16 protein-coding genes are annotated in these 18876 nt (G+C 56.3%); 9 read left to right on the forward strand and 7 right to left on the reverse strand.

Annotation, left to right across the window (positions count from 1 at the left end; translation table 11 throughout):
- Positions 1-29 precede the first annotated feature (29 nt).
- Positions 30-1256 (forward strand): chromate transporter, encoded by a 1227-nt coding sequence (locus tag AC6ROY_RS18670; RefSeq protein WP_500102104.1) that lies wholly within the window; start codon positions 30-32, stop codon positions 1254-1256.
- 141 nt (positions 1257-1397) lie between these two features.
- Positions 1398-1937 carry a DUF4352 domain-containing protein gene (locus AC6ROY_RS18675; RefSeq protein ID WP_500102106.1) on the forward strand — a complete coding sequence of 180 codons (540 nt, stop codon included), beginning with the start codon at positions 1398-1400 and terminating at the stop codon, positions 1935-1937.
- 69 nt (positions 1938-2006) lie between these two features.
- Here AC6ROY_RS18675 and AC6ROY_RS18680 read toward each other — a convergent pair whose 3' ends face one another.
- Positions 2007-2255, reverse strand: coding sequence for a hypothetical protein (locus AC6ROY_RS18680; RefSeq protein WP_500102108.1), 249 nt, complete (start codon positions 2253-2255; stop codon positions 2007-2009).
- 113 nt (positions 2256-2368) lie between these two features.
- Positions 2369-3934: a methyl-accepting chemotaxis protein gene (locus AC6ROY_RS18685; RefSeq protein WP_500102110.1), complete on the reverse strand. Its 1566-nt coding sequence runs from the start codon at positions 3932-3934 to the stop codon at positions 2369-2371.
- A gap of 281 nt (positions 3935-4215) precedes the next feature.
- Here AC6ROY_RS18685 and AC6ROY_RS18690 point away from each other — a divergent pair, with 281 nt between their 5' ends.
- The 5 genes from AC6ROY_RS18690 to AC6ROY_RS18710 all read left to right on the forward strand — a co-directional run bounded on the left by AC6ROY_RS18690 (position 4216) and on the right by AC6ROY_RS18710 (position 8621).
- Positions 4216-4524 carry a DUF2628 domain-containing protein gene (locus AC6ROY_RS18690; RefSeq protein WP_500102112.1) on the forward strand — a complete coding sequence of 103 codons (309 nt, stop codon included), beginning with the start codon at positions 4216-4218 and terminating at the stop codon, positions 4522-4524.
- 190 nt (positions 4525-4714) lie between these two features.
- Positions 4715-5491 (forward strand): ABC transporter permease, encoded by a 777-nt coding sequence (locus tag AC6ROY_RS18695; RefSeq protein WP_500102113.1) that lies wholly within the window; start codon positions 4715-4717, stop codon positions 5489-5491.
- Entirely contained in the window at positions 5488-6306 is an 819-nt protein-coding gene (locus tag AC6ROY_RS18700) for an ABC transporter permease (RefSeq protein WP_500102114.1), read from the forward strand. Before AC6ROY_RS18695 ends, AC6ROY_RS18700 begins: the two co-directional genes overlap by 4 nt.
- A 73-nt stretch (positions 6307-6379) precedes the next feature.
- Entirely contained in the window at positions 6380-7366 is a 987-nt protein-coding gene (locus tag AC6ROY_RS18705; RefSeq protein WP_500102170.1) for an ABC transporter ATP-binding protein, read from the forward strand.
- Between the two features lie 70 nt (positions 7367-7436).
- Positions 7437-8621, forward strand: a complete 1185-nt coding sequence (locus AC6ROY_RS18710; protein ID WP_500102171.1) for a MalY/PatB family protein — start codon at positions 7437-7439, stop codon at positions 8619-8621.
- A gap of 1 nt (position 8622) precedes the next feature.
- Here AC6ROY_RS18710 and AC6ROY_RS18715 read toward each other — a convergent pair whose 3' ends face one another.
- The 3 genes from AC6ROY_RS18715 to AC6ROY_RS18725 are packed head-to-tail and all read right to left on the reverse strand — an operon-like array spanning position 8623 to position 10914.
- On the reverse strand, positions 8623-9018 hold the full coding sequence (locus AC6ROY_RS18715; protein WP_500102174.1) for a hypothetical protein: 396 nt from the start codon (positions 9016-9018) through the stop codon (positions 8623-8625).
- Positions 8949-9455 (reverse strand): phosphotransferase, encoded by a 507-nt coding sequence (locus AC6ROY_RS18720; protein ID WP_500102115.1) that lies wholly within the window; start codon positions 9453-9455, stop codon positions 8949-8951. Before AC6ROY_RS18720 ends, AC6ROY_RS18715 begins: the two co-directional genes overlap by 70 nt.
- 37 nt (positions 9456-9492) lie before the next feature.
- Entirely contained in the window at positions 9493-10914 is a 1422-nt protein-coding gene (locus tag AC6ROY_RS18725; RefSeq protein WP_500102116.1) for a hypothetical protein, read from the reverse strand.
- Between the two features lie 192 nt (positions 10915-11106).
- On the opposite strand from AC6ROY_RS18725, the gene AC6ROY_RS18730 reads away from it, so the two are divergent.
- Together AC6ROY_RS18730 and AC6ROY_RS18735 are read left to right on the forward strand one after the other, a co-directional pair.
- Complete coding sequence (locus AC6ROY_RS18730; RefSeq protein WP_500102117.1) at positions 11107-16269, forward strand: AAA family ATPase; 5163 nt, start codon at positions 11107-11109, stop codon at positions 16267-16269.
- Positions 16241-16954 carry a response regulator gene (locus AC6ROY_RS18735; protein ID WP_500102118.1) on the forward strand — a complete coding sequence of 238 codons (714 nt, stop codon included), beginning with the start codon at positions 16241-16243 and terminating at the stop codon, positions 16952-16954. Before AC6ROY_RS18730 ends, AC6ROY_RS18735 begins: the two co-directional genes overlap by 29 nt.
- Positions 16955-17155: 201 nt before the next feature.
- On the opposite strand, the gene AC6ROY_RS18740 is transcribed toward AC6ROY_RS18735, so the two are convergent.
- Together AC6ROY_RS18740 and AC6ROY_RS18745 are read right to left on the reverse strand one after the other, a co-directional pair.
- Positions 17156-17284, reverse strand: a complete 129-nt coding sequence (locus AC6ROY_RS18740; RefSeq protein ID WP_500102119.1) for a hypothetical protein — start codon at positions 17282-17284, stop codon at positions 17156-17158.
- A 4-nt stretch (positions 17285-17288) separates the two neighbouring features.
- Complete coding sequence (locus tag AC6ROY_RS18745; RefSeq protein WP_500102120.1) at positions 17289-18668, reverse strand: glycoside hydrolase family 3 N-terminal domain-containing protein; 1380 nt, start codon at positions 18666-18668, stop codon at positions 17289-17291.
- Positions 18669-18876: the final 208 nt, after the last annotated feature.

The raw sequence follows: 18876 nt of genomic DNA on the forward strand, positions 1-18876 counted from the left end.
CCCGATCACATAAGGAGGCTTCGTCCATCGTGAAGCGGTCGCCCGCATCTACACCGCCTGAAAACAGCTCTTTCGCAGGCCGATTGAAAACGCTGCTGGAAATAGGGCTGCTGTCAACCAAGCTCGGCTTAACATCGTTTGGAGGACCTGTTGCGCACCTCGGTTATTTTCATGAAGCGTATGTCCGACAAAAAAAATGGCTGGACGAAAAAAACTATGCCGACCTCGTCGCGCTCAGCCAGTTTCTGCCCGGACCGGCCAGCAGTCAGGTCGGGTTCGGCATCGGACTGCTGCACGGCGGCTTAGCCGGCGCAGTCGCCGCCTTTATCGGATTTACGCTGCCCTCTGTCGTAGCGTTATGTTTATTTGCCTGGCTGCTGCAAACGTGGAATGTGACGGGCGCAGGCTGGCTGCACGGCTTGAAAATAGTCGCCGTCGCCATCGTCGTCCAGGCCATACTTGGCATGGGCCAGAAGCTGACGCCGGATAAGCCCAGAGTTACACTGGCCATTCTTGCGGCAGCCGCGTCCGTCCTGTGGCAATCGCCGGTTAGTCAAGTGAGCATTCTGGCGATTGCCGGGGTCGTCGGCGTGCTGATCGCTAAAAACGCCCCCGCATCCGGGCCCAGCCTTGTTCAGATTCCGGTCAGCCGCACGCTGGGCGCCATCTGTCTGCTGTTATTTGCCGGACTGCTGATCGGGCTGCCGATTTTGCGAAGCATGACCTCCCTGCCCTGGGTTGCGCTGGCCGACAGCTTCTACCGCTCCGGCGCACTTGTATTCGGGGGCGGCCATGTCGTGCTGCCGCTGCTGGAGCGCGAGCTTGTGCCGGGCGGCTGGGTGAGCCAAGCCGACTTTCTGGCCGGGTACGGCGCGGCCCAAGCGGTGCCGGGTCCTTTGTTTACATTTGCAGCGTACCTCGGCATGCTGATCGGCGGCTGGTCCGGGGCGCTGCTGGCGACCATCGCCATCTTCCTGCCCGGCTTTCTGCTGATCGGCGGTGCGCTGCCGTTCTGGGCGCTGCTCCGCCGTATCCCCAGCGTGCAGGCGGCGTTCGGCGGCATCAATGCGGCGGTGGTCGGGCTGCTGCTCGGCGCCTGCTACGATCCGATCTGGACCAGCACGATTCAGCAGCCTGCGGACTTTGCGCTGCTGGCCGTTTTATTCGGCATGCTCATGTATTGGAAGCTGCCCCCATGGGTCATCGTAGCGGCGGGAGCAGCAGCAGGCGCAGTCTTTCACACGCTGCTCTCCTAAGAATTGCTGCAATTATACCCTAATACTTGTAGAAATTCGTCCGAATTTCCCATGACAGCCATTTTGCCCTATGGTATTTTATAGGATGTTATCATCCGTCAGCTCTAGGATCAGCAGGGGAACGAGGAGGAAGGAAGCAAGTTGCGTGGATGGCTGGTCACCTTTAGTTTAAGCATCATGCTTGCAGCGTCAGGCTGCTCAACTCCAGTTAGCAAGCTCCGAATGGTGTATTACGCCCAGGAGACGATGCTGAGTGACATGAATTACCGGCTCGGCTATATATTATTTCCCGAGACGCCTGACCTGCCGGCCAAAAAGGGGCATAAATATTTGCTCCTTGGCGTCGCCATAGTCAACAAAGGGACAAAGCCCGTTATCGTGGACCATAAAATGTTTACTTTTGTAGACAGCAAGGGTAAAACCTACAAGGCGTTGACCCAAAATCTAGACAAGTGGGGCAAGCATTCCGAATTTATGCTGCAGGTCGGCGAAACGCGGCAGCCTTTCACAAAAGGCATGGTGGCCGAGATGAAAAGCCTCGTGTTTGAAGTCCCTGACACGTTGGAAATTACGAGAAACCACACGATTCCCGGCTCTTCCCTCGTCATTAAGGACGACAAGGATGCCGTGCGCTTCTCCTTCGACAAGCGCTGCCCGTCGCGGAATATGTGCTATGAATAGGCGGCTGGCGCGAGAGCCGGGCGGGGATTTGCCCCTGCCCGGCTTTTGGGCGCGTGACGGCACGTGACTTTATTGATTCAAGATCGTGTTGAAAGCTGTGTTCTTGTCATTATACGAGAGCACCGTAAACACAGGCCCATGTGCTGTATAAAATCCCGATAATTCAGCGCTGTCTTTTCTTGTATTTTTTATTTTTTCGATGTCTTTCAGAAACGGAATCGTATTGATCGTGGAGGACTTAAACTTCAATTCGACGATGGCGATGACTTCAACCACTCGATCACTAAGATGCCGCTCCTCATGTTCATCAATTCTCACGATGGCCAGATTTCTTTAATAGCCCTGTCAATTACATCAATCAACGGCGGTATCCCTCCGAGGAAAAACATTTGCATCATATATGTAGAACAATGGAGTCGGTTTAAGCTGCCTTATAACGTATTTGAAACGCTCACCAGCTCCTGCGTCATCCTGTTGATCTCTTCCATAGAAGCGTTAAGCTGCTCGGTGAGTGCCGCCTGGTTCTGGGTTAACTCGGTCATATTGCCGATATGCTCCAAAATCTGGTTCGTAAATTGCTGCATGTCCTGCATGCTTGTTTCGATACTAATCGTCGCGTCAGAGCTGTGGTCGGCAAGCTTGCGTACCTCTCTCGCAACGACGCCAAAGCCAAGACCCAGCTCTCCGGCCCGAGCCGCCTCGATGGCCGCATTCAGACCAAGCAGATTCGTCTGGCTGGCGATCTCGCGAATAAAGCTGGTGACCCCTTTCGTCTGCTCCGCACTGCTTTTAACCTGATTGGCTGCCTCCATCGACTGCTCCTGGGCCACAGCCAGCTCCTGCGCCTGCGCCGTGATTGAATTGACGCCCCGTAACACTTCATCCATGGATTGCGACAGCAGCCGGGTTCCTTCCGTCAAGGCTTGAATCACTTCCGCCTTGTTTTTCTCGAAGGTAATATCACGAATCGTACCCGCTACGCGCAAAGGCACCCCGCCGCTGTCACGAATCGTCTCTCCGCCGGCATGGTACCAGCGGTACTCTCCGCTTTTGAGCTGCAGCCTGTATTCCACCTCATAAGGCGTTTTTCCGGTAAAATCAAGCATATGATCGGCAAATGCCTTGATGGTCCGTTCCGCATCATCCGGATGCAGTCTGTTGCTCCAGCTGCTGAATACGTTCGGAAAGTCTCGTTCATCCTTGAAGCCGAGCGTCTTCCTGAATTGAGGCGACCACCAAAATTCATTGCCAGGATTCACGACATCGTCCTTCACAACTTTCATATCCCAAGGGGCTTCCACAAGCGCGCGATTCACAAGATCATAGCGGGTGACAAGCGCAGCCAGCTCCTCTTCTCTTGTTTTCTGCTCATGGATATCAAAAATCGCACCAATCAACTTCGTAGGCACGCCCTGTTCGTTGCGAAGCAAGCAGCCTGTCGAACGAACCCACCGGACTTTATCCTCACTGATCTGCACGCGGGCTTCCAAATCGAAAGGCTCGTCATCGCCTCCATTTTGCCATTGTGCGTCAAAAGCCTTATTTATTCTTAACATATCATCCGGAAGAATAATTGTACTCCACACATCTGCTGCATGCTTCCGGTTTACTTTCTTTCTCGCATCGCTGCTCATTAACGCCTCGACACGTTCAGATTGGCACATTCGGTTATCCGGGTGATTCGGGTCGCCGTTAGTGATGGTCAAGCTCCACTCCCCGGTTTGCATCACCTTGTTAACGAGCCTCAATCTGGCTTCGGTATCCGTTAGCCTGGTACTCAATACTTCAATCAGTTCATTTAATTGCTTCGCCATGGACGATAAAGCTCCATGACTCTCAGGCAAGTCCAGCCTGGCCGAGAGATCGCCTGCGATAATTCGACTCGTCCATTCTCCAATCTGCTGCCCCATTTGCTGGAGGCTTGTTTTGTCAGCTGCTTTCGAATGGTGCTCATCGGGCACTTGAGTGCCGCTGGATTGATTCCGTAACCGGAACATGATGATTTCCCCTTTTGTTTTCAATATCTATCTACTTGTATATATCGACAATCGGGAACGGAATTTGAATGTTTTTTTACAAATGTGAACTCCATGAACCGGTTCGGAAAGCCGCTTGGATGGAAATGGTAGATTTCCATCCAAGCAAAAGCCGTCTTTATCTATATTTTACGCGAGGCTAGCTACAGTTTAATGAAATACGATTCCTATCGACAAGATTCTCCTTTTTATTTATAATTAAGCGCAGATTGGAAAATTGTGAGAAGAGGGGTCAGTGATTTATGCACGTAACTTTAGTAAATGCAAGCGGTGGTGTGAAAACGGTTAAGGTTGGATTTAGCTGGACCACCTTCTTTTTTGGCTTTTTCCCTGCGCTGTTCAGAGGCGATTTGAAGTGGGCGGCCATTATGTTCGTAACTGCGCTTGCCGTTGGATCCTTTACCTTCGGCATCGGCGCATGGATTCCCGGCATTATCTTCTCCTTCATTTACAACAAAATGTACATCAAGGAACTGCTGGAGAAAGGCTACCGACCAGCCGATGCTACAGCGCAATCCGTACTGCAAACACGCGGAATCGTCACAGGCTAGGATGCGTTTTCATCAATTTTGTGCGTCAATGCGGGAATTGCTCGGTTGCAGAGCAATTCTTTTTTTATTTGCTCGATTTTTTCATTGCGCCAGCTCCCTCATTTTGGTATGATGATCATCGTCTCTCGCATTTCGCCTTGACTGAAGTTGACGGACTAGCCCCGTCGAACGAACTTATCGGAGGTGTCATATGCTTTATTATGTTTTGGCCGTCAAGGCCTACTCCCGCAACCTGCAATACCGCGGAGCGCATATGGTACACAATGTAGCAAGCGCGCTGTTCGGCTACATGTATGCCTGCATCTGGATCGGCATCGGGGACAATCGTTCCCTGGGCGATTATGGGGTGCAAGGCATGATCGGCTATATTGCGTTTACGCAAGCGATCCTCTGGATTACCGGGTTTATAACAAATGGCCTCGGTATTCCGCAAGCTGTCCGGACCGGACATATTTCGCTGGACCTTATGCGACCCGTTCATCTGTTTACACATCTGCTGAGCAAGGAAGCCGGTCAGATCGCCTACCAGATCGTGTACAAATCCATCCCCATCTATGTGCTGTACGTGCTTGTCTTCTCGTTATCGATCCCTACGAACGCTTCTCAACTCGCTTTTACCCTGCTCGGTCTGGCTTGCGCCGCTTATTTATCGGTATGCATCAATTATTTGATCGGCGCAACGGCGCTATGGACGACGGAATCGAGCTGGCTGTACTGGGGCAACCATGCGCTGCTGATGCTGCTGGCCGGCTTTTTTATTCCTGTGGAATGGCTGCCGGACTGGCTGCAAACGATTAGCTGGCTGTCGCCTTACCCGTATGTGCTCTATGTGCCGACACGCATTTATCTTGGCTTCGAGGATGGCTCGCTGCTGCTCGGCTCCGTCCTCTGGTGCGCTGCTCTGACGGCTGTCTGCCTCGGCGCTACCGCGCTGCTCCGCCGTAAGCTGGAGGTGCAGGGAGGATGATCAGCCGCGCTCTTTCTTCGGGTCTGACGACATTTAGATTGTATGTGCTGCTTGTACGAGCCAGCATTCGCAGCCGCATGCAATACAAGCTGAACTTTGTGCTGGGCAGCCTGCTGGCCGCCTTGATCCAGCTGACCGACTTCCTTATTCTCGTCATTGTCATGAACAAGTTCGGCGCTCTGCAGGGCTGGAATTTGTATGAGGTCGGCTATTTATTCGCGGTGATGACCTTATCCAAAGCGATCTACCGCACCTTCGCGAGTGAAGTGCATCATCTGGAGAAATATTTGGTCAGCGGAGAGCTGGATCAGCTGCTGACGCGTCCGGTACCGATTTTATTTGCTCTCTTTACGCAAAATTTCCGGCTCATGCCGGGGGAATTGCTGCAGGGCGGCTTTATTTTGTGCTGGGCCCTGAGCCATCTGATGCAAAGCGGACAAATCGGCTGGATCGCCGTCCCGTATACGCTGCTAACCATTGGCACAGGCAGTGTTATTTTATTTGCCATCGGGCTGGCGACAGCGACGATCGGCTTCTGGGTGACACGAATCACCGAGCTGCAGAACATTACGGAGGACGCGGCCCGCACCGCCGCCCAGTACCCGCTGGTGCTGTACCCGGACTGGATGAAGGCGATGCTGCTTGTGGTCATTCCGGTCGGCTTGGTCAGCTATGCGCCGGCGCTGTTTATTTTACGCGGAGAATACGGCGGCTGGCTGCTTGCCGCAATCGGTGTGGCCGCGCTTGTATGCCTTGGGGCAAGCATGCGCTTCTGGCGCTACGGATTAACCAACTACCAGAGCACTGGCAGTTAAGGAGGGAATCAGAATGAGCAAATCCAATATGGAGCAGCAGGCAGTCAGTGAGCCGCACGCTCCCGTACAGCCGATGATTGAGGTCCGCCAACTCCGTAAAATGTTTCAAACGCCAGTCGCGCGCGAGGGGCGCTTTGCCGGGCTGCGCACGCTGTTTTCCCGCGAATACCGCACGAAGGAGGCGGTCCGCGACATCAGCTTTAGCGTGGCCCCCGGTGAATTTGTCGGCTATATCGGCCCGAACGGAGCTGGCAAGTCAACAACGATCAAGATGCTGACCGGCATCCTTCACCCGACATCCGGCACGGTGCTCATCGGCGGAGTCGATCCGCATCGCCACCGGCGTCAGGTCGTGCGACGGCTCGGCGTCGTGTTCGGGCAGCGCAGCCAGCTTTGGTGGGACCTCCCGGTCAAGGATTCCTTCGATATTCTGGCCGAAATGTACCGGGTCGAGCCCGCGGACAAGCGGCGCAGACTCGGACAGCTGGCCGAGCTGCTCGATCTGGAGGAGTTTTGGCTAACTCCGGTGCGCAAGCTGTCGCTCGGCCAGCGAATGCGGGCCGATCTGGCGGCGGCGATGCTGCATGATCCGGACCTGCTGTTTCTAGATGAGCCGACCATCGGGCTTGATGTGACGGCGAAGCGTAATATTCGGCAATTTTTGCAGACGCTGAACCGCGATTTCGGTAAAACGATTTTGCTGACGACCCATGATATGGACGATATCGAGCAGCTGTGCAAGCGGGTGATGGTCATTAACCACGGTCAGTTGGCCTATGACGGCACGATTGACGATTTGCGCAGCCTGATTGGCCTGCCTACGATGATCCGCGTCACGTTCCGGGGAGCCTTTGCCGTACCTGCCTCACAGATGGGCAGCGACGGATCGACAGCGGCGTTTCGCGTCACCGAGCAGACTGAAAACGGCGTCGTCATCGCGGGCAACCGCCAGGATTGCACCGCCATGGATATGCTGCGCGAGCTGAGCGGATGGGGCGACATTGCGGACATTCATATGGAAGAGCCGGCATTTGAGGATGTGATTCACCGGATCTATTAGCTGCGAGCTTTCGCTAGCCGTTCCACGAGTGGTATACTAAGGGCTATACTACTTGGAGAAGGTGATTGTGTTGACTTACAACTTCGATCAGTTCATTGACCGCCGCAACACGCGTTCCTATAAATGGGATCAGTCGGAGAAGCTGTTCGGCCGCGCCGATATTTTACCGATGTGGGTTGCGGATATGGACTTCCCTTGCCCGCCCGCTGTTCAGCAGGCGCTTGTCCGGCGGGCTGAGCTGGGCATATACGGGTATTCCGTGCATACGCCTGCTTACTTTGATTCCATTGTGCAATGGTACAAGCGCCGCCACGGGTGGGAGCTGAATACGGCGTGGATCACCGATTCCCCTAGCGTGGTCACGTCGATGAGCATTGCCGTCGAGCTGTTTAGCGAGCCGGGCAGTCCGGTCGTGCTTCAATCGCCGGTTTATTATCCGTTCTATGATGTGATTCGCAGCAATGGACGCGTGGTCGCCAAAAACCCGCTGGTCGTTCGCAACGGCCGCTACGAAATGGATCTTGATCATCTGGAATCGCTGTTCAAGGAAGGCGCCCGGCTGCTGCTGCTCTGCTCTCCGCATAATCCCGGCGGACGCGTCTGGGAGCGTGACGAGCTGCTCCAGCTTGGCGAGTTGTGCCTGCAATACGGGGTAATGGTTGTCTCTGATGAAATTCACGGCGATCTTGTATTCCCGGGGCATACCCATACGCCATTTGCTACCTTGTCGCCGGAGCTGGCGCAGATCACCTTAACTTGCCTGTCCGCGACCAAAACGTTTAATCTGCCAGGGCTGCATACGTCGTTTATTGTCGCTTCCAATCCGGCCGTCAAGCGGAAAATGGAGCAGCGCATCCGCACGCTTGGCATTCATATGGCTAACCACTTCGCGCAGGATGCGGTTCAGGCCGCTTTTAACGAAGGCGGACCGTGGCTGGACGCGATGATGGCTTATGTGAAGGACAATCTCGATTACACGCTGGCGTACTTGCAGAAGCATTTGCCTCAGGTGAAGCCGCTCGTACCAGACGGCACCTACTTGCTGTGGATGGACTGCCGGGCACTCGGGCTTGATATCCCGGGATTGAAAGACCTGATGTACAACCAAGCCAAGGTTGCCTTTAATGAAGGCTCCGTCTTTGGCTCCGAGGGCGAAGGCTGGCTGCGCATCAATCTGGCCTGCCCGCGCCAAATCGTCGAGCAAGGACTCAAGCAGTTTTGCGAGGCGGCTTCCGCCAAAGCGACGTTAAAGTGAGTTATAGATAAAGAGACGCTTCCACCCCCCTACAGCTTGGGACGGTGGAAGCGTCTTTGCTTAGGGCGGCTTCCTCAAGACGGCTCGGCATTTGCGATAGCCTTGCTCTGGCTTTAGCTTGGCTGACGCCCTGGCTCTGCTGTCTCTGCTGGCTCTGCTGGCTCTGCCACATATTATAGCCCAGCTCGGCCCGCCTCGTGCCTCGCTCTGTTCCACCCCGGTCAGCTTCAGCGTCCCCAGTCCGGATCGCTCCCCCAGCCACTCGCGCAGCCAGGCTCGCCGCATACGCATCCAACCGCTCCATCATCAGCTGATCCGTCCGCTCCTTCACGCCAAGCTGCGTGACCAGTCCGGAAGCAGCAGCTTGCTCATATCCTGATACATGAAATAGGTCCATGGAAAGTCGTCTGCTTCGACTTGGTGAATCCGAACGAACGCCTCGGCGAGCCCCGTAACCCAGCCCGCCATGTCGGTCGGCTCAAGCACAACCGCTCCCGGCAGCAGCGTCATCAGGACAGCGGGCCGACCAGCTTGTTCGCCCGTCTCGTCCCGGGCGATGATCCGGGGCGCAGGCAAGCCTGCTGCCACAGCATGCTGCAGGCAGCGCGCTTCATGAAGCGGCAGGTCCGGCTCCTCCTGCAGCCATTCTGTATGATCGAACCGACGCAGCGCCCAAGGGATCGCCTCCCCTCCCTGCAGAACTGCCAGCCGATAAGTAGCCGAGGAGATGCCGCCCAGCAGCCGCTGTGCCTCATAAATGTCTGCGTCCGCCTGAGGTCCGGCCTGCTCCCTTATCCAACCGAGCATTCGCTCGGATAGCGGTTCTTCCGACATCTGATTTAATCCACAGTCATGGTCCGCCATATAGCCTTTATACCTGAACGTCCATCCACTGAAATTGCTCCTTGAATAAGTAGTGTGCCGTATCACTGCCCGACGTCTTGGAAAGCTGCTGAACGAAGCGATTCCAATCCCCGGCCAAGTTCTGAATCTCCCCTAGCTGATTCATTCGATAAGGATGATAACGAGATAACTGGCTGGTTCCTTCATGATTAAGTTTTGATTTATACAAAGACACCATCATGTTCCAGTCTGAGCGGAACGCTGCGCCTACATCCTCTTCATTCAGATTGTCAACCATACGTTTAACGATTTCCAAAACTGCCAATTGGTCAAAATTGATCATGTAAGCTGCTTTGTTACGGACATAAGGATCTGCTCGTTGTTGCTCGATATACGCGGTCACTCGATCCATCTCGTTTTGCAAGAAGCCTTGAAAAGCCTTGTCCATCTTCCCTCTAGTCTCTTCGCCAAGCTTGAAGTGCCCGGATATCAAGCTATACTTCATCGCAGCTACCCCTAGCTTGACGCCAAGCTCTTCCTCTGAAATATTAAGCGAATCGGAAGAATTGTAAACCTTCGACAGCTCCTTGACCATCATGCCAACCGCCTGCAGATCATCGACAGTATAGCCATGTTTGCTGCCTATGTTCATCTCCGGCTGCTGCGAGATCATAGCAAATCGAAGCTGCTCGCCCATAAAATCGCCGTTGGTTAACAGCCATTCGTCCTCTGTACCCTGCACGCCCGCGTAGTCGGGCTGGTTCGCTATGAACTGCAAATACTCCGTTTTGCGTTGCTCGTAGATATCAAGAAAGCTATCGCGCAACGCCCCCTCTTCCCCTTCAACACCATTACTAGCCAAAAAATTGCCTATCTGCTTCGAAAAATAAGTTGCCTCGTCCCCTAACTTATCCATAAAAAGCTGTTCCAGCTTCGCTAGTTCTGCTTGCTGCTTGTCTCCGGTATACTGACTCTCGATGCGCGTTTTATACTGAGCATACTCTGAAGCATAATAGTCAATACGCAAAGCAACTTCATCCAGGTTACCCATTCCGATGCCAGCTCTTGTGTTCAGGTCCATATTGACCTTAAACCAATCAATCTCTGCATTCCCTCCGGATGCTCTCATTCTAGCGAGCGCCGCCTCCGGGTCATTATCTTGCATCCAAACGCTTCCATCCGCATTTTTTCCGATTTTAAACGATGAGGTCGCCGCGCGGATTATTGCCTGTTCACGGAGAACACGCTCATTCGCTCGATAGGTTTCGACTCCCATGCTTCCCATCGTATTATGCATTCTTACAGACGGAGTTGGCGGCGGCAGCAAAGCAGCTGTAGAAAAACCTGAATGGCTTCTGGATGAATTCATGATCGGCAAAGAGGCTGGTTGGATTAGCTCTTGCCAGTAACCCTGTCTCAGTCCACCATATGTAAACTGATTCAATTGCATGAACATCTCCTCCTTCCCCTCAATTCTACCTTATCTACCAATTTTTAAAAAGGTACTCCTTTTAACAATCGACCCGCCTGAAGGCGCTTGCTTATCCGACTAACACCTCGCTCTAAAAAGCTTCCGTTTGCCTGAAAAATCCATTATACTTTGCACAACAACCTTATGGGCTTGACTGGAGGCTCTCACGATATGTTGGAATTGCCAGGCTACCGGACAGTCGAGCAGCTCGGAGAAGATGAGGAAATGATCTGCTGCCGGCTTGTCCATACGCAACACTCCACCCACGTTCTGGCGTTTACGACGCATGACGAATATCCCGATCTTGGCGTATGGAACGCCTTCAGGCAGGAGCTTGAGCTGCTGCAGCGGCTGGACGGCCACGGCGCAATCCGGCCGATTGCGCTGGAGTCGGCCGGCAAGCGGCCCGTGCTGCTGGCCGAAGATTTCGGCGGCGTGCCGCTGACCCGGCTGCTGGAGCCCGGACAAGGCCGCCGGCCGCTGCGCCCCGTGGCCCGATTCGGTCTGCTCCTGCTGCTGCGCGCGGCTGCCGGCATGGCCGATTGTGTCAAGCAGCTGCACCGCCAGCAAATTGTCCACAATGCCCTGCAGCCCTTGCATATTTTCATCCATCCCGATACGCTGGAGGTTCGGCTCGGAGGCTTCCGCTACGCAACGCCGATGTCTATGCCCGGCCCGGCTGACATGTCTGCGGCCGGACAAGTTAATGACGGAGGACTGCCGGACAGCATGCTGCCGTACATGTCCCCTGAGCAAACCGGGAGGCTGGACCGCCGTCCCGACTACCGGACCGACTTTTACTCGCTGGGCATCACCTTGTATACATGGTTTTCAGGACGGCTTCCGTTCGAAACGCAGGACCCGCTGGAGCTGACCCATGCCCAGCTTGCAGGCAAGCCGACTCCCCTCTCTACATGTGAGCCTATGATCCCTGGCCCCTTATCCGATCTGATTGCCAAATGCTTGCATAAACCGCCGGAGGACCGGTACAACAGCGCTCACGGCATCCAGACCGACCTGCTGCTCTGCTTGAAGCAATGGCAGCAGACCGGAACCATTGAAGCCATTCCCCTGGCCAGCCACGATGTGCCGGAGCAATGGCAATTGTCGCGCAAGCTGTACGGCCGCAGCGCCGAGCAGGCGATTTTGCGGCAAATGTGCGAGCGGCTTGCTGCCGGAGACGCTGAGCTGCTGCTTGTCTCCGGGCAGGCGGGCATCGGCAAGACGACGTTTGTCCGCGAGACGCTGCGCGCGCAAAGCGATCACAGCCTGTTCATTACCGGCAAGTTCGAGCCGTATCCCGCCAACCTGCCTTATGCCGCCTGGAAGCAGGCGTTCGAGGAGCTGGTGCGGCAGCTGCTGACCGGCAATGAGCGGCAGCTTGAAATATGGCGGCTGCGCATTCTGCAGGTCATCGGCGATTACGGGCGGCTGCTGACGAATCTGGTGCCGCAGCTTGAGCTGCTGATCGGCGCGCAGCCGGACATTCCGCCGCTGCCGCCGATGGAATCGCTCCAGCGGTTCCACCATCTGGTAGGTTTGTTTATTGAGGTGTTCGCCGATGCGCGACATCCGTTGATCATCTTTCTGGATGATCTGCACTGGGCCGATCAGGCGTCCCTGCTGCTGCTGAACTACTTGCTGCTGAATCGGCCATCCCGGTATATGCTGCTGATCTGCGCCTACCGTGACGATCAGCAGGTGCCCGATCAGCCGTTTGCACCGATGGTTTCAGCCTGGGAGGAGCGGCAAACCGGCCTGGAGCGGCTCGTCCTTCGCCCGCTGGAGGCTAACGACGTGCGCGAGCTGCTGGCCGATACGATGCCGATCGCATCAGGCAGCCTCGATGAGCTGACCGCTGTCGTGATGCGGAAGACAGGCGGCCAGCCGTTTTTCGTCAAGCCCTTTCTGCAAAATGCGCATGACCGCGAGTGGATTACGTTCCACAGCTCAACGCATAGCTGGCGGTGGAATCTGGAGCAGCTGGCCAGCGTAGAAACATCGGCGCGCGTCATCGGCCACTGGACAGGCGATGTGGACGATTTGCCCGCTGCGACCGTGCAGCTGCTGATCTGGGCGTCCTTCCTCGGACGGGAGTTCGAGCTGCAGCTGCTGGCCCTCGCCAGCGGCTGGTCTGTCGAGGAAGCGGCCGCCGACCTGCAGCCCGCCGAACGAAACGGGCTGCTGCTGGCGTCAGGCCGGTCTGCGGCGACCAAAGTGTTCGCCTTCCAGCATGACCGCATCCAGCATGATTGCCTGATGCTCGTGCCCGAGTCAGGCCAACCTGCGTACCATGCGCGCATCGGCAAGCTGCTGCTGGAGCGGCTGCTGACCGGCGAAGATACCGGCTCCGGCTTGTTTGAAACCGTCAACCATCTGAACGCGGCGCTCCCCTGCCTGCGAACTCCTGCGGAGCTGCAGCAGCTGGCCGAGCTGAACGCCCGGGCCGGCTACAAAGCCAAGCAGACGACCGCCTATGAACCCGCGCTGCGCTATTACCGGCAAGCGACGTCGCTGCTTGGCGACGAGGGGTGGCTCGACAGCTTCACGCTGATGTTCCAATGCTGCAAGGAGCAGGCGGAATGTGAATTTCTATGCGGGCAGTTCGATACCGCGCACCGCCTGTTCAGGCTGCTGCAAAGCCATGCTGTGTCGGCTCTGGAGCAGGTGGACATCTATATCACCATGATTCAGATGGAGACGAACCGCAATCGTTACAAAACGGTGCTCGCGCTCGCTCGCCAAGCGCTCGACTTGCTGGAGATCCGGCTGCCTAAGCGCGCCGGCGTCCCCCAACTGCTTGCGCTGCTCATCCGGATCAAATGGAGGCTGCGCGGGCGAAGCATCGCCTCGCTCCGCGAGATGCCTGCGATGAGCGACCCGCGCGCGCTTGCCGCAATGGCCGTGTTGACTTATGCCGGACATGCGTTTTTTATGGGAGATCGCCAGATCTGGCCGTTCGTGCTCACCTTGATGCTGGAGCTGACCCTGGATTACGGGCAAGCGCCGGAGTCATCCGTCGGCTTCGTCGGCATGGCGATGCTGGAGACGCTTGTACTGAAAAACTACAAGGCCGGCTACGATTGGGGCAAGCTTGCGCTTGACTTGTCTGACGCCCATTCCGAAGTGCGGTCGATGGTGTCCGTCGCCTTCTCCCTTTGCTTTGACAGCTGGCGGCCTTATGAGCCGGAGCTGCTGGAGCAGTTCTCCCGCAATACGGAGCTCGCCCGGCTGGAATCGGCCAGCCTTTGGCATGCCAATGAACTCATTCTGGTAAACGGCTCCATCCTGTTTATGATGGGCAAGCCGCTTGACGAGGTGTACCGGCTGCTCATCCGCAACGTGCCGGAATTTACGCGCGGTCGCAGCAGGGTTCACTGGGATGGCATAGCGATGCTTGCCCGAATCATTAGCCGGCTGACCGGCGAGGCGCATCCGCAGGACCCGTTTGTGAGCATGGACCTGCAGCGCGCGCCGACTCAGGAAGAGCTGGAGGACCCGGGAAACCAAAGCATACTATCGGCGCGGTACATGTACCATTATGTGAGCTGTTATTTATTCGGGCAGCCCGAAGAAGCTTACCGGTATGGAATGCTGTCCGAGGAGCTGTTCAAACGGCAAGGCTATAAAAAAGGCATCTTCGAATATTCGACACACGGCATGTACATGGTATTGACGATGGCGGCGCTTTATCCGAAGGCAACCGCCGCCGAGCAGCGCAATTACTTGCGCACCATGCGCCACACCGTCCGTTATGTCAAAAAATATGCCGAGCTTTCCCCTGTCAATTACCGGCATAAATATTTGCTGCTGGCCGCCGAAACGGCCCGCGTCTCCAATAAGCCGGAGGAAGCGGCGCTGAATTACGAGCTGGCCTGCCTTGATGCCGAGGAGCAAGGCTATTTGCATAACACCGCGATTGCAGCGGAATGCGCAGCCCGATTTTATCTGGACATCGGCAAGCAGCAGCTCGCCAAGGCGTACATGAGCAAAGCGTATGACTACTACCTGCATTGGGGCGCCAAGGCCAAGGCGGCGGATCTCGCTTCGCGTTACCAGCATCTGCTTCCCGCCGCTCCTGTCCCCGCAGCAGGCGGCGTCGACCATCTGGCCATTATGGCTGCTGTGCAAGCCATTTCCAGCGAAGTGATTATGAGCCGATTGCTCGATCTGCTGATGCGCATTTTGCTGCAAAATGCAGGGGCCGAAACCGGAGCGCTCATTTTCCCGCAGCAAGGGCAGCTCGTGATCGAAGCGCAGGGCGCTGTCGACGATATCCGGCTGGAGCCGGTTCCGCTCGATCAGACGGATCATCTGGCTACCGCCATCGTCGGCTACGTAGCAAGGACGTTGGAAGAGGTTGTGCTCGACCATGCATCCAAGGAAGGGATTTTCACCCAAAGCCCCTCGGTGCGCAGCAAGCAGCTGAAATCCGTTGCTTGCCTGCCGATTTTGAAAAACGGCCAGCTGGTCTGCATTTTATATCTGGAAAACAACTTGTCTACAGGCGTCTTCACCCCAGGCAGAATGGGCGTGCTGAAGCTGCTTTGCGCCCAGTGCGCCATCTCGATCGACAACGCCAAGCTTTACCGCAACGTCGAGCAGCTCAAGGACAGCCTGGAGCAGCAGGTCGAGGAACGGACGCGGACACTGGAGCAGTCGATGCGGGAAACGGCGGCGGCGCTGGCGGAAGTGTCCATTCAGTCCGAACGAAACCGGATTGCCGCCGAGGTGCATGATATAGTCGGCCACACGCTGACCTCGACCATTTTGCAGATTGAAGCGAGCAAGCGGCAGTTTCACAAAAACCAGGAGGATGCCTTCCATCGGCTCCAGGGCGCGCAGGACTTGATCCGCCATGGCTTGAACGAAATTCGCCGATCCGTCCATATGCTGCGCAATTACAATGACCAGGATTTTATTGAACTCTTGCACAAGCTCATCCGCGATACGGAGCAAAGCACCGAAACACGCATTCACGCGGATATCGCTCCGCTGACCGGATTGCCCGGCACGCATCGCCATGTCATTTATCATGCGCTGCAGGAAGGGCTGACCAACGGCATGCGGCATGGCGCCGCCACTGAATTTCGCTGCATGCTGCACGAGGACGGGAAATATGTGCTGTTCCGTCTGGAGAACAACGGCGCCGGCTTCCGGTCATTGACCCCCGGCTTTGGCCTAACTGCAATGCGGGAACGGGTGGAGGCGCTCGGCGGCACGCTGACTATTCATTCAAACGACGGGATCGGCTGTCAGCTGTGGATTACGCTCCCTTACGCCAACCAACAGGAGGGTCACCGCCATGAAGAACATCGGGCAAGCGCCCTATAGACTGCTAATCGTAGACGATCAATTTTTGACCCGGGAAGGACTCAAGACGATTTTGGAGATGGAGGAGGATCTGGAAATCGTCGGCATGGCCAAAAACGGCCTGGAGGGCTGCGAGCTGGCGCGGACGCTTCAGCCGGACATTATTTTAATGGATATCCAGATGCCCGTTATGGACGGCATCACCTCCATGAAGCAAATCAAGGCGCATTCGCCGGATGTCACCATTCTCATCCTGACGACCTTTGTCGAGGAGGATTATATTATCGAGGGGCTGTCCAGCGGAGCAAGCGGCTACATTCTCAAGGACATGGATGGCGACCGGATGGTGCAGTCGATCCGCGACGCCGCCGTCGGCCAGTTTGTACTGCAGGGCGTCATTGCGGCCAAGCTGGCGTCACGCCTGTCCCAGATCAAGCAGGAAGCCGAGTTTTTCACGATGCGTAAAGGAAGAGCGGCGCTCACGGAGCGTGAGGAGGAGGTTGCCCGCCTGATGATGCAGGGCTACTCGAACCGGGAAATTGCGGAGAGCCTGATCATCTCGGACGGCACCGTGCGCAATTACATCAGCACCCTGTACAGCAAGCTGGAGGTCAGCAATCGCGCGGAGGCGATTGTCGCGCTGCTGCGCGACAATCATTCCCTCTCCTTGATGTCATATGACAAGGATCATGACAGCCGACACTAGTCGATAAGTCCTATTCCCCCTATTGTAAATAGGAGGAGGGATCTGCAATGGAGCACTATTCAAGAACAAGCCGTTATTCCCAGACGAAAAGCTTTTATTTCCGCGAGCGCTGGACCCCGTTGAGGCTGCTCGGTATTCGCATATATGAAGATGACGAAGGAGGGCTCTGGTACAAAATAGGTACTCGCCCCCGCCGTCGCTTCAGGCGTTAAACTTGAAAGCGTTAAACTTGGCGCGTACAACGGATCGTGCAGCTACAGCGTGCAAGCGGCCTGCTGCTCCGGCAGCTGGCTTCAGCTTGTCCAGCGTTTGGCGCAGCCAGCCGATCATTCGATCATTGCACGCCCCGGCCGGTTCCGGCCGGAAACTTTTCGCCGAGCGAGACGGGAAGCTTCCCGAACGCCGAACTTTGCCCCAGCAGCGCGCGGGCGGCGCTGCGCATCGCGAGCGGACGGCTTTCATACACAGCTACAAACGCGCCGACCTCAGGGAAAGCAAGCAAATCATACGGACTGCGCAGCGCCACAATGATCGGGTCCTTGCCGGACGCCTGCAGCGCCTCAACCAGCTCGACCTGATCCTTCTCCAGGTAGGCGTTGTACGTCGCGACAATAATCCGCTCGGTATACATGCAGATCCGCACCAGTTCCTCCTTCAGCTCAGCCGCACGTCCGAACGGAATCAGCCACTCCGTCTCATCGGCTCCCAGCTCGCAGAGCGCACGTCCGAGACTGAAATCGCCGCCCTCCGCCTGCTCCTCGTCCAGCTTGCTTGCGGCAGGCTCCATCGACAGCACGTACATCGGCTTGTCCGGCGCAAGCGGCAGCAGGCCGCGATCATTTTTCACAATCGTCACACTCGCCTCGCTGATTCGCTGCGCGGTCGCGAGATGCGCGTCGCAGCCGATTGCCGCCTGAGCGGCCCCTTCCGGCTGTCCAGCGCCGGCTGCCTGCAAAATGCCGCGCTTCGCCTTCAGCCTCAGCAGCCGCAGCACAGATTCGTTGATCCGCTCCTCCGTAATCCGTCCATCCCGCACAGCCTGCAGCAGCAGCTCCCAGGCGCGCAGCTGACGGTCGTAGCGGTGACTGATCAGCACCAGATCCGCTCCCGCCTCAATCGCCATTACGGCCGCCTCGGCCGTGCCGACATGCTCGGCGATCGCATTCATCTCCATGCAATCGGTCATCACGACGCCGTCGTACGCAAGCTCTCCGCGCAGCAGTCCGGTCAGCACCGCCTGCGACAAGGTCGCCGGACGCTGGTCGGACTCGTAAGCCGGAAACACGATGTGCGCGGACATGACAGCGTCAACCCCGGCCTCATAAGCCGCCTGCGGGTCCCCGCTGGCTGCAATCGCCATTGCGCCTGGCATAAGCGCCACGCCTTCCGTGAAGCGCGCAACCATGCCGCCCTCCTGATCAACGGAAATCCAAAGCGGCAGCGTATCTGCGGCCGAAGCAGCTGCCTGCAGCGCTTGATTTAAAGCTGCCGCCTGATCCGTGCTCCGAACGTTACGCGCAAACAAAATAACGCCGCCGATGGCCTGCTCTTCAATTAAGCGCTTAATTTCCGAGGACGGCTCTGTTCCCTCGAACCCGCAAACAAGCAATTGGCCGATTTTCTGCTCCAGACTCATCTGTTGCAGCCAGACAGCGGCATCAAAGTCGTCCTCCCCAGTATGTGCTCTCTCCTTCACCTGTCCGCTTCCATTCATCCGTTATTCCTCCATCTCTCATCCATGCAGCCGCAGAATCCGCGGTAAAGGCCAACGCTTCAAGCTTCAGACTCTCACGGTCCTCTCAGCTTTCATTGTGCCTCTGCTGCGGCTGCATGTCGCTCATTTTTGTCTTTCTGTATCTTGTCACGCATACAGCCTATAAGCAGCCCGTTCGCGCTGCCAAGCCTCAGCTTCCTGCTTTGGC

It is taken from the genome of Paenibacillus sp. sg306046 (assembly GCF_059821225.1).